General features: G+C 39.8%; 11 protein-coding genes. 1 reads left to right on the top strand and 10 read right to left on the bottom strand.

Annotated features, from left to right (window positions below; translation table 11 throughout):
* Positions 1-31: 31 nt before the first annotated feature.
* On the top strand, positions 32-517 hold the full coding sequence (locus tag ACROAE_RS02020; RefSeq protein WP_432399269.1) for a GspH/FimT family pseudopilin: 486 nt from the start codon (positions 32-34) through the stop codon (positions 515-517).
* A gap of 13 nt (positions 518-530) precedes the next feature.
* Here ACROAE_RS02020 and ACROAE_RS02025 read toward each other — a convergent pair whose 3' ends face one another.
* From ACROAE_RS02025 to ribF, 10 genes are all read right to left on the bottom strand, one after another.
* On the bottom strand, positions 531-953 hold the full coding sequence (locus ACROAE_RS02025; RefSeq protein WP_432399270.1) for a type IV pilin protein: 423 nt from the start codon (positions 951-953) through the stop codon (positions 531-533).
* A 2-nt stretch (positions 954-955) separates the two neighbouring features.
* On the bottom strand, positions 956-4495 hold the full coding sequence (locus tag ACROAE_RS02030) for a pilus assembly protein (RefSeq protein WP_432399271.1): 3540 nt from the start codon (positions 4493-4495) through the stop codon (positions 956-958).
* A gap of 1 nt (position 4496) precedes the next feature.
* Positions 4497-4949, bottom strand: coding sequence for a pilus assembly PilX family protein (locus ACROAE_RS02035; RefSeq protein WP_432399272.1), 453 nt, complete (start codon positions 4947-4949; stop codon positions 4497-4499).
* A gap of 25 nt (positions 4950-4974) precedes the next feature.
* The gene (locus tag ACROAE_RS02040; RefSeq protein WP_432399273.1) at positions 4975-5994 is read right to left on the bottom strand and encodes a PilW family protein; all 1020 of its coding nucleotides are present in this window, start codon (positions 5992-5994) and stop codon (positions 4975-4977) included.
* Positions 5994-6545 (bottom strand): type IV pilus modification protein PilV, encoded by a 552-nt coding sequence (gene pilV, locus ACROAE_RS02045; RefSeq protein WP_432399274.1) that lies wholly within the window; start codon positions 6543-6545, stop codon positions 5994-5996. The genes ACROAE_RS02040 and pilV overlap by 1 nt, the downstream gene beginning before the upstream one ends.
* A 249-nt stretch (positions 6546-6794) precedes the next feature.
* On the bottom strand, positions 6795-7754 hold the full coding sequence (gene ispH / locus ACROAE_RS02050) for a 4-hydroxy-3-methylbut-2-enyl diphosphate reductase (protein WP_432399275.1): 960 nt from the start codon (positions 7752-7754) through the stop codon (positions 6795-6797).
* 9 nt (positions 7755-7763) lie between these two features.
* Entirely contained in the window at positions 7764-8207 is a 444-nt protein-coding gene (fkpB, locus tag ACROAE_RS02055; protein ID WP_432399276.1) for an FKBP-type peptidyl-prolyl cis-trans isomerase, read from the bottom strand.
* Positions 8200-8712 (bottom strand): signal peptidase II, encoded by a 513-nt coding sequence (gene lspA, locus ACROAE_RS02060; protein ID WP_432399497.1) that lies wholly within the window; start codon positions 8710-8712, stop codon positions 8200-8202. Before lspA ends, fkpB begins: the two co-directional genes overlap by 8 nt.
* Before the next feature lie 22 nt (positions 8713-8734).
* Positions 8735-11557, bottom strand: a complete 2823-nt coding sequence (gene ileS / locus ACROAE_RS02065) for an isoleucine--tRNA ligase (RefSeq protein ID WP_432399277.1) — start codon at positions 11555-11557, stop codon at positions 8735-8737.
* A 32-nt stretch (positions 11558-11589) separates the two neighbouring features.
* Positions 11590-12525: a bifunctional riboflavin kinase/FAD synthetase gene (gene ribF, locus ACROAE_RS02070; RefSeq protein WP_432399278.1), complete on the bottom strand. Its 936-nt coding sequence runs from the start codon at positions 12523-12525 to the stop codon at positions 11590-11592.
* Between the last annotated feature and the right edge of the window lie 60 nt (positions 12526-12585).

The following is a 12585-nucleotide window of genomic DNA, read 5'->3' on the forward strand; positions in this document are numbered from 1 at the left end:
ATAAGAACAAGAGCTCGAATAAGGATTGGTAATGAAAAATATAAATGGTTTTACGCTAGTTGAACTGATGGTTACTGTTGCAGTTGCGGCTATCTTGCTCGCTGTAGCGGTACCCTCGTTAAATTCAGTCTATGAGATGTCACGAAGCTCTACTGCCATTAGTAATATACAAAGTGCTGTTGTATTTGCAAGAAGTCAAGCCATTAGTTATGGTAGGAAGGTTTCAATTTGCTCTGGTAGCGATTCAGGTTGCACTGGTAGTTGGATTGATGGGTATGTTGTTGTTATTGAAGATAATGGTGATGTCCTGAAAAAGGTACAAAATCTTAATTCAAAAGACTTTATTAAAGCTTCATCCTCGACTATTACTTTTAACATCGATGGGATGTTGACAACCAATAATGTAATTAGTATTCACTACTGTCCATCTAAGAAAAATAGTGAATACTCTAAAGGTATAACAGTTAGTCCATCAGGCAAAATTTCATTAATTACAACAAGTGTAAACTGTAATTAGAGACTTCAGCTTATTAGTTTGACCAGCATTCGCTTGGGGCTTTTTCACCATCAGAAGTAATTGTCATTGAAGAGCATTCTGAATCTCTTGCCTTCTGAATGTCATTGGCTTTAGCCTCGATAGTGTATCGGTTGGTATTGGCAGTAGTAGCATCTATTTTGTAGTATCCATTTTCAACAACAAAATAACCATCACCATCAACAGAAAGTCCGAGCCTTTTCATATTTTTAGTGAACGTTTTATGATCTAGATAATACTGCTCTTGCCTATTTGCCACATTCATCAACCCAGCTAAAGCATCACCTCTCGCTCCCTTCGCAACAAACTTAGTGTATGAAGGGTATGCTATTGAAGCTAAAATACCAACGATGACAACGGTGATCATTACTTCTATTAAGGTAAAACCAGAGTGTGCTTTAGCAATTGATATCTTCATGTTTAATTCTCTTTAGTATGATAGTAGATCTGATTTACACCCAATCCACCACCAACACATTTATTATCGCCATCAGCGCAACCATCATCGCCCATTAGATCATTTTTTATCATTTCATTTGCTGCATCACCAATCCCAATTAAGTACATATAACTAATATCATCACCATTTTTAGGGATTACTAATGTAGGAGTATCGGGCACTTGTTCACTCATTTTAAAGTAGTCTTGTGAATAACTATAAATTTTTCCGCCTTTGTGGAGATCTCGGCCACGTAAACGTCCTTCTCCGGGGATTAAACATGCATTATCAGTCGCACCGGTTTGAGGAACGTAGGAAGTGAAAAATACTTTACCTTCTACTATTGTTGCTGCTGACAAAGATTTTTCACCGGCATCAGCAAAGCTATAATACCAACCTCTTTTTTGTCCAAAGGTAATTAAAGCCTCATCCGCTGTCGGAGACTCAGTAGTTACATCATATAAATCGGATATTGTTAATGCTGCAGGAGAACTATTCCCAGCTGCTGAACTATAAGACTTCGAGACAATATTTCGATCTTGGAATACGAAAAACTTATCATTTCGTGTTTTGTTTAAAGGGTTTGCCCTGTGCCCACTGCCAATTACCACTGCATCATAGGGGATACTTTGATATTGTTTTGATGTTACGCTTTTCCCATCAATATCTGTGTATGTGTGCTCCGACACATTACTAAAAGCTGTTTGGGCAATTACTGGCTCAGAATAAAAACGAATATCTGTTGAAGTATCATTACCACCCATATTCGCAAATTTAAAAGCACTCCATGGATTTTTAGAATCTGTCGATAATCCGGGTAAATCTATACGCCACACATTAGCACCTGTATCTGCAGCATAAATTCGGTCAGTAAGTTGATCATTATTACTATCCAATACAGCAACTTTACTCGGAATGCTATCGATAATTCCAGGCATAGTTGTATCGACTCCTGAACCGCCAAAGCTATGTACTTTAATGCCTGTTGCGGCGTCCAAGATATAAATACCAGCACCTTTAGTGTCGTTAGTGCCGACACTGGCACCATCTTTTGTACTTGGATTATATCCAGCACCCACCACTAAAACAGGTTTTGCATTGCCTTTAGAGTCTTTCCACCCTGATATTTTAGTCACTACAGGCTCAGACCAAGACTGCCCTAATAATGAATAATCACTGTTATTCTTAATCCACAGTAACGTTGGAGCATCTTTATTTGTTACGTCTAAGGCATAATATGAACTGCCTCCTCTTCGCATTCCCATAAATACCCAAGCTTTATTGATTTTACCATCTGCATCATATTCAAAATACGGAACTGCAGAGCCATCCATACCATATACAGAATGAACACCTGTTTTAGGGTTATCTCTTAAGCTTTTAATATTAGGTAATAATTCATGGGGAATAAAAGCCCATGATTCAGATACAGTACTGACACTCTGACCATTAACCTCTGACTCCGTATCTTTAAACATATGAACAAAACCATGGTTGGTTCCCATGATAATTCTTATATCAGGTGATGCGGTTGTGCCATAATTTATGACCAGAGGTCTTGAATGAAGCGGGTCACCTAATATATCTTGTCTAAGATATGGAGCTGTTTGTAAATTATATTTCTCATTATCGACATTTTGGCCTTTAGCCCAATTTAAAGTACTTTCAATATTATTTTGATCAACATTTAAAAATGTTGCTAGTTCTGCATCATTTAAATTACCGTTTATTCTTGCATTATTTTTTGTTAAGGCAACTAGTGAACCCGAGCTACCTGTATTGGTAAGTACATTTCTATTCGCTAGACCCGCTGAATTCCTGTAGTTGTCTCGTAATGCCGCGACTACACCACCATCATTAACATCATAGCCTTGATAATCTGCATCAGCACAACTTGCATCGCTAACCCATAATGAACATGCATCTTCAGCAATCCGGCCATCACTAGAAAAAGCCTTGTTATTATTTTTATCTAAAATATCACCCGTTGAATTTACTTTAAACTTTTTAAGATTACCGGTCCACCTAGGGCCTTCACCTGGTAAAAACATTGCAAAATACGCCGAATTTCCAGTTTGTGTTTTATCAAGAACAACTGATGGTGAAGAAAAACTAGAGCTGTCAAGGCTAATAGCTTCAATTGCATCTATTAATGAAGCTTGAAGTTCTGATGTATCAGTAGCGTAGTATGCAACTCCATTTCCCAGAGCAGCAGTTGAATTCAACAATTTCGTTGCATTATTGACTCCTTCACTAAATCCAATTGTATAGGTTTTAACTGTTTGTACACCAGGAGCATATGGATTAACGTCATTATTGGCTAACCAATTCGCTACTGAAGGTAATAAACTATAATGTTTATCATAATTGTAAGCATCTACGTATATAGAATTGGGGGTGTCTTTATCTGTTGTGTTAGAAGGCAAGCCTAACAAATTTTTTATATTTCCATTTTCATTAGTATCATACTGTGGGGCACCATCTGTAATTAAAATAATAGATGCATTAGAGCCACATTCTTTACCGATGAATGGGCTTTTATAGGTTCCAGAAGGTGACTCTGCGCTAGTGTCATAACTAGGATTATCTGTAGAACCACTGGTTTTGTGTCCATTGACCACACTTTTTGCATGTAAATAGCGAGCAGCTTCATATAACGTTTCACACAACGGTGTAGAGTTACTCTGAATTGAAATAGTATTATTTACCGTAGTCAGTAAACTATTTTTATTAGTTATATTTCCTGTTTTAATATTCGAAATAACACGACCACCATGCCGGTCATAACCGTTTGAATTTTTATTAAAAATCATCAACCCTAAATCGACACCCGGAGTATTAACGATAACCTCACTTAAAACTCGCTTAGCAACTGCCATGCGCGTTGTCCAAGCATTATTAGGTTTATTATGATACCAATTGACATATCTTTCAGTAAATAAAGTTATCGGTTTCCCCAATCCGAAATCAGTTAACCTTGCATTAGCTAACGCATTGGAATCATTACTATAGGCACTACTTAACCCGTCTACAGGATAACCATTACTCTTACCACTAGCATTTTTATTGTCTGCAACCGCAATATCTTCATAACAATCAATAGAAGATATAATATTATCATTAGTAAGAGGGAGCTCAGCCCATTTTTCATCTTGGTATTGTCTAAAATAACCAGTATAAATGCCAAAAGACTTAATAATGTTTAATGATGAATTGCAGTTATTTTTATCATATGTAAAATAACTTTGACTTCCAATCAAAGGAACTTCATCAACACTCGTCGAATAATATATTTTAGTCGTACTTGTCGGAGTTGCCGAAGTTAGAAATGGTGGGGCAAGCATTTCACCACCATTTTTATCCATACTACCTGATGTGTCTAAAATAATAAGAATCTGTGGATTATCATCACTACGCACAGATGATTCTAAAACGTATAATTCGGTATCATCAGCAAAGGCGATAGCTGCAAAGCCGGTAATAAAAAATAGTAATGTGAAGCCTGAATATTTATAAAACATTTTAATTCTCCTTGAGCACTTCTTGCTCAACACCCATTGTCACAGAAAGTTCTCCGTAACCACCTCGTCCGTAATTAACTGAACTAGATACTTCGATTCTTCGACAGTCAATTAAATTTGCAGCATTAGCCTTCTCAGTTCTTTGGCAACTCACATTAATACCAGGGTTATCTATAGGCATTAGCAATATATTTTGACTACCATTTAATTCAGTTACCGTTCGCTTAGGAATTACAGTCGTACTAAACTGGTATGCTACATTTTTAGAAATCACAGTATTCAATCCCCCGAGCGCTAGGGATGTCGCAGCTAACCTGTCACTTCCGGCACCTGACATTCTTAATGACTGCGTCGAATTGACAGCCAATGCAACACCAATGATAGTCATTAATACTAATACGATTAATGAAAAAAATAGCACTACACCCTGCTGTTTTTTATGAGTTTTGATCATTGTTATACCTAAATACATTCATAATTTAATTCCTAATCAGTACCGGGTTTTCTAATACTACGGTTGTAGACATAACCTTGCGTCTGTAATGTTTATAATCTGCATCACTAACTTTATTTGGATTTACAGAGCCTGAAACTTTTTTATCACCCAAGCTATAAGTCACATCATTTTCGTAGCTTCTATCAATGTTAACAGCCCTGACAAGGACATAAATTTTAACAGCAACGAGACGCTGAAAACCTTGGTTATCCCACATGAAGTTTGTAACATCTTTAGCCGGTAAAAAAGCATCTGGCGTTGAATCACCATCATTATCAAAACCGTATGTAAAATGAATGTTCTGTATCCCTTCAACAAGTTGTTCTTCATTTTTCATCCCACCGGATAAATTCAGGCTGCGACGCTTAAGCACTGGAATACCTGATTCAGTTTCAATATAGTAAATTCTATGTTGATACTTCCACATTCGACTGTTTAATTTTACGGGTGGAGTATCATCACCATCAAAGAACTCAATTTCATTTGCCGTAACAGATGCGTAAAATGCGTTGCTATCAAGGTCGGCTGCAGGGACCGATGGGCCGATTAATCTTTTAATTTGAATAACATCAGTACTTTTATCTGGTGTTAACGCGGAATTGCAATTTATACGTAATGTCGAGGTATATTCAAATCCCCATAATCGTCTAAAGTGTGCAGGGGCTAGTTGAGGGAAAGTGGCATTATTTGCCCCCTCTCCAACACAATCAGAAGTTAAAGCAGTTGTAGAATTCACTGTATTAACATTCAGTATAAGTTCAGTACCTGTAATATCGGCAAAAAAACCAAGCTGACTGATGTCTCTTTCTATTAACGTTAAAGCTATTCGACCATTTTCTTGTAGCTGGTTAAATTGACTTGTTGTTGTCACATTACTTGATGACATGCTAAATAGCGTAAAAAGGCCGGCAGTTAAAAACAAGCTAATTAGCATTGCTATCATTAACTCAACTAAGGACATGCCTTTGTTTTTTATGGATAACTTGTTCATCATCAGTCTCATCAATAAATCGCCGTTTTAACTTCGTAAATTCTTCTTTTTGCACCGGATGAATCACATAATTTTACTAAATCTGAATAATTCTCATTAGAAGCATTGAAATTTCTAACAGTTTGCCAAGTGATTACGACTGTAACGTCATTTGAATTGACAAAAATACAGGCTTCGGGTGAAGGTAATCCACCCACACTCCCTTCCTCACTACTAACCTCTAAATCTCCAACAAACAAACTTTGCCATTCATACAGGTCCCAAGCGAGTAATTCAGATGTTGAACACAAATTTGCATTTGAGCATTCTTTAGGCCTTGTTGATGAAGGGCTAGTATATTTAGTACCAGCTGAGGAACCGTAATTAGATAGCTCGCTCACATTTAAGCGCATGCGATTGATAATATCATTAGCGTAATATGATGCTTGAGTTTGCTGAAAAGATTCGAAACTGCCCTGCTTAGACACAATATGCAGATTAAAAATGCCAATAAGGCCTATCACTAGAATAACCAGTGACACCATTACTTCTATTAAGGAAAATCCATTCCTTTTAAATGACATCAGCGCCAAACCTCCATGAAAAGGCAATCAAAATATTGGTTTGCCTTAAACCTAATCTACTGACAATTGCATTAACCAATTTGTAATAATAACTGAGTTAAATGTAATCAGTAAGTAGCATTGATATATATTTACATTGATTTAAAAAGTTAACATCTAATCAGTATTATACTCGGTTTACCGCGCAAGTACAAAAAACCCGCAACCTAAATTAAGTTGCGGGTAAGTACATCTAGATTATTGAATTTATTATCGTAATTCAGCAGGGACAGCAAAGACGGTGTCTTCTTTTCGACCTTCAACTTCGGTAATAACACTCGGTGCTAATGTAGCGATTGCGTTAACGACCTGTTGTACCAAAACTTCTGGTGCTGAAGCGCCTGCGGTAACAGCTACTTTTTTTACACCATCAAACCACACTGGCTCAACATCAGCAGCGGTGTCGACTAAATAAGACTGGGTGCCGGTTTTTTCAGCAAGTTCACGTAAACGATTTGAGTTAGAGCTGTTTTTTGACCCGACAACAATAAGCAAATCGACTTCAGCAGACATGCTACGTACTGCATCTTGTCTATTTTGAGTGGCGTAGCAAATATCATCTTTACGCGGACCTTCAATAGAAGGGAAGCGTTGCTGTAGAGCAGCGATGATATCTAATGTGTCGTCCACTGAAAGCGTCGTTTGGGTGACAAAACATAAGTTATCAGGGTTATTGACTTGAAGATTATTCACATCTTCTGGTGACTCAATCAGATAAACACCGCCATTGGGATTATCATACTGCCCCATGGTGCCTTCAACTTCTGGATGACCTTCGTGACCAATCAAAATGCACTCAATACCTTTACGGCTTGCACGTGTCACTTGTAGATGCACTTTAGTCACCAGCGGACAAGTCGCATCAAAGACTTTTAGTCCACGCGTTTTGGCTTCTTTTCTTACTGCTTGTGATACACCATGGGCGCTAAAAATAACGATGCTATTATCTGGCACTTGATGGAGCTCATCAATAAAAAGCGCACCACGTTGCTTTAGATTGTCGACCACATAACGATTATGTACCACTTCATGACGCACATAGATAGGCGGTTCAAACAGCTCTAAAGCACGCTCTACAATACTGATAGCGCGATCAACCCCAGCACAAAACCCACGAGGATTTGCGAGTAAAATGCTGAGTTCTGGCGATGTTGGATCAACTTTCAACATGTTATACCTTTATTCCGTAATAACACTGACCACTTCAAGCTCAAATGTAATGGTGTGCCCTGCTAGCGGATGATTTAAATCAACGGTAATCGAGTCACCGGCAGTGTCACGGACAATACCAGGGATTTCACTGCCACCCGGGCCGGCAAAACTGACAATGACGCCCGCTTCAAGCTTCATGTCTGCAGGGAAACGACTGCGATCCATATAATGAATTGCATCAGGGTTTGACTCACCAAACGCATCTTGTGGTGCGAGCGTAAATTGATGCTTATCACCCGCTTTTAAACCTTTAAGCTGAGCTTCAAATGCAGGGCTTAAACTGTTGTCGCCTATATTTAAACGAGCAGGCTTTCCCGATGCTTTGGTGCTATCAGCGGTAGAGCCATCTTCTAAGACTATGTTCATATGACACAGTAACGCTTGGTCATCTTGTTTAGTTAAATCAGTCACGACTAGATTGCTCCTCTGATGTTTTATTATCAGGCTTAAACGATTCCCAAATAATCAATATCGCGCCAACAAATATGCCAGCATCTGCGATATTAAAGGCTGGGTAATGGCTGGTATTCAAATAAAAATCGATAAAATCCACAACAAAACCGTGCATTAAGCGATCAACTAAGTTGCCTAAAGCACCACCAATTACTAAGGTGAACGCTAAATTACTGCGCCACATGGTGTGTGACTGTTTACGCAGCCAAATAGTCAACAAAGTACTAAAACCAACAGCTATAACGGCAAAAAACCAACGCTGCCAACCACCTGCATCATCGAGAAAACTAAATGCTGCTCCGTAATTTCTTACGTAGGTAAAGTTAAAAAACGGCAGTAGCTTTACCGAGTCATACAGTTCGAAATTAGCGATGACCCATTGTTTAGATAGCTGATCGGCTAAAAACACCAATGCAGCTACCCAATACCAACGCAAGCCACTGTCTTTCCAAGTTAATGGCACAGAACTCATTATTGTTATTCCTTTAAGCGAATTCGCGCTGTTCGCCTTCACCTTCAATATTGGTCACACAGCGTTGACACAATGTTGGGTGAGTTTCAATGGTGCCAACCTCTTCACGATAGTGCCAGCAACGCTCACACTTCTCGGCGCTACTTTTGGCAACGACCAATTTAAGCGAACTTAATTCAGTTTCGATGGCATCGCTACCGGCTTGCGACATATCCGCAACAGCGGCTTTAGAGGTAATAAGAATAAAGCGTAATTCATCACCCACTTTAGCTAACTCAGCGGCTAAATCAGCATCGGCGAACAATGTCACTTCAGCTTCTAATGAACCACCAATACGCTTATCACGACGAGCTTGTTCAAGTACTTTGTTAACTTCATTACGGACAGTTAATAGTTTATCCCAATAATCATCGCTTAAATCTGTATCAAGCGTGACCGCTTCTAAGCCTTGGTACCATTCTTGGGTAAACACATACTTTTCACGTTTACCTGGCAATAATTGCCACACTTCATCAGCGGTAAAGCTTAAAATTGGTGTCATCCAACGCACCATTGCCTCAGCAATATGGTAAAGCGCAGATTGACAACTACGACGAGCATGTCCTTCTTGCTTAGCGGTGTACTGGCGATCTTTAATAATATCAAGATAGAAACTGCCTAACTCAACTGAACAGAACTGCATCAGTTTTTGAGTCACTTGGTGGAAGTTGTATTGATCATACGCTTCAATGATTTCTTGTTGTAATGCAGCAGCACGACGAACAACCCAACGATCTAACGCGACCATATCTTCTGATGCAATCATGTCAGTTTCAGGGTTGAAGCCACTTAAGTTAGCTAACAAGAAACGCGCAGTATTACGAATACGGCGATATGCATCTGCACTACGGTTTAAAATCTCGTCAGATACGGTCATTTCACCGCTGTAATCTGTCGCAGCAACCCACAGGCGTAGAATATCAGCACCAAGCTTATTGATTACTTGTAATGGCGCAATCACGTTACCAACAGATTTTGACATTTTGCGGCCTTTACCATCAACGGTAAAACCATGCGTCAATACTTGCTTATAAGGTGCTTTACCATTCATCGCGGTAGAAATCATCAATGATGACATAAACCAACCACGATGCTGATCGCTTCCTTCTAGGTACAAATCAATGTCATGTCCATGAAACTCAGGACGGGCTGCAACCACTGATGAAAATGATGAACCTGAGTCATACCATACGTCTAAGGTATCGGTCACTTTACGGTACTGGTCCGCTTCATCACCTAACAATTCACTTTCGTCTAAATCCCACCAGGCTTGAATGCCTTGTTGTTCAATACGATTTGCGACGCGTTCCATTAATGAAACACTGTCTGGATGCAATTCATCCGTTTCACGGTGAACAAATAACGTAATAGGGACGCCCCAAGTACGTTGACGAGAAATACACCAGTCAGGACGGTTTTCAACCATTTTTTCGATGCGGCTTTGACCCCAGTCAGGGATCCATTTTGTTTGCTCGATTTCTTTTAGTGCTTGAGAACGCAGACCGTGATTGTCCATAGAGATAAACCACTGTGGCGTAGCACGGAAAATAATTGGCGTTTTGTGGCGCCAGCAATGCGGATAGCTATGACGATAAGCAACATGCAGTAATAATGCGCCTTTTTCTTCAAGTAATTCCACTACGCTCGCATTGGCTTTAAATACATGCTGACCAGCAAAAAACTCGGTGTCTGGCTTGTAAACACCATTGTCACCAACTGGGTTTGCGACTTCTAAGCCGTATTTCTGGCCAACAACAAAGTCGTCTTGACCATGACCAGGTGCTGTATGAACAATACCGGTACCAGCGTCTGTAGTCACATGATCGCCAAGAATAGCTGGCACATCAAACGCATAGAATGGGTGATTGAAACGCATCAGTTCCAGCTCAGCGCCTTTAACTTCACCTAAAATAGTATGTGATTCTGCACTATAACGCTCTAAGCAAGACTCAACTAAAACTTGGGCCAAAATAAGCGTGGTAGCTTTACCCTCTTTCACAAATTCAACCAAGCTGTAATCTAACTCAGGGCTAAGTGATAGCGCGCGGTTAGCAGGTATAGTCCATGGCGTTGTGGTCCAAATAGCCATTGCAACCGGTTTAGTGTAATTTTCAACACCAAACTTAGCCGCTACGGCTGCAGCATCGACGGCAAAAAAAGCAACATCGATGGCTGGAGAAGTTTTGTCTTCGTATTCAACTTCTGCTTCTGCAAGCGCTGAACCACAGTCGGTACACCAATGCACAGGTTTAACACCCTTATGCAAATGACCACTTTCAATCACTTTTGCTAACGAGCGAACAATATTGGCTTCAGTTGAAAAATCCATAGTTAAATATGGGTTTTGCCAGTCGCCTAGTACGCCTAAACGAATAAAGTCGTCACGCTGACCTTCAACTTGAGTGGCGGCATATTTACGGCATTCTTCACGAAATTCTGCTGCAGAAATTTTAACCCCTGGCTTACCGACTTTTTGCTCTACTTTCAGTTCAATCGGTAAACCGTGACAATCCCAACCAGGAATATAAGGTGCGTCAAAACCTGACATGGTTTTAGACTTAATAATTATGTCTTTAAGAATTTTATTTACAGAGTGACCAATATGAATGCTGCCATTAGCGTATGGAGGGCCGTCATGCAAAATGAAAGGTTTACGACCAGTACGGCTATCGCGGATCTGTTGATACAGCCCGTCTTCCGTCCAACGATTTAACATTTCTGGCTCGCGATTTGCCAAATTACCGCGCATCGGAAACTCAGTTTCCGGCAAATTCAAAGTAAATTTATAGTCGCTCATTGATCCCATACCGTTATTAAAGCTGATTAGTTTCAGCTAGCATCGTTGCTAAACAAAGCGCGAGCTTCGTTCGCATCATTTAAAATTTGTTTTTTTAGCGCATCCAATGATTCAAAAGGTTGTTCATCACGGATTTTTGCTACTAATTCTACTTCCACTCGTTTGCCGTATAAGTCACCGGAAAAATCAAACAAATGGACTTCTAATCTACAGGTTTGCCCATTCACTGTCGGTCTAAAACCCACATTGGCAACGCCTTCATATACATCACTGCCATCCCAATATAAACGCACAGCAAACACGCCGCGCACCGGAACCACATTTCTCTTTAACGCAATATTTGCCGTAGGGAACCCAATCGTGCGGCCCAATTTTTGCCCATGAGCAACACGGCCACTTAATATGAATGGATGCCCTAATAAGCGTCTTGCTTGCTCTAAATGCCCAAGTGCAAGGTGCTCTCGAACGGCAGTAGAACTCACCCTTAGCGATCCCACCATAAAACTTTGAGTACTAACAACGGTAAAACCAAACTTTTTACCCGCCTCAACCAGCATGTTAAAATTGCCAGCCCGGCCTCGGCCAAAACAAAAGTCATCACCGACAACCAGGTACTTAACACCCAGTTTTTTAACCAGTAAGTCTTCAATAAAGGCTTCTGCTGGTTGATTGGCAAACGCGGCAGTAAAATTTATACACAACAACTGATCAACTTTGAGCTCGTCAAGTAACCTAATTTTATCGCGTAAAAGACTTAAACGAGCCGGAGCATCTGCACCACGAAAACGTTCTTGAGGCTGAGGCTCAAAAGTCATTAACGTAGCAGGCAGTTGAAAATGACGCGCTTTATTAACTAAATTGCTTATCACCTGCGCATGGCCACGATGGACACCGTCAAAATTCCCAATGGTTAAAACGCAACCATGATGAGAAGGTAAAATATTGTGTATACCGCGGATTAATTCCATTGCACTCAATAACTGCCAATTGTAAATCGGCAGATTATATACCCAAACCAATGTTAGATG

This window comes from Shewanella sp. MF05960 (assembly GCF_050849305.1).
Taxonomy (GTDB): domain Bacteria; phylum Pseudomonadota; class Gammaproteobacteria; order Enterobacterales; family Shewanellaceae; genus Shewanella.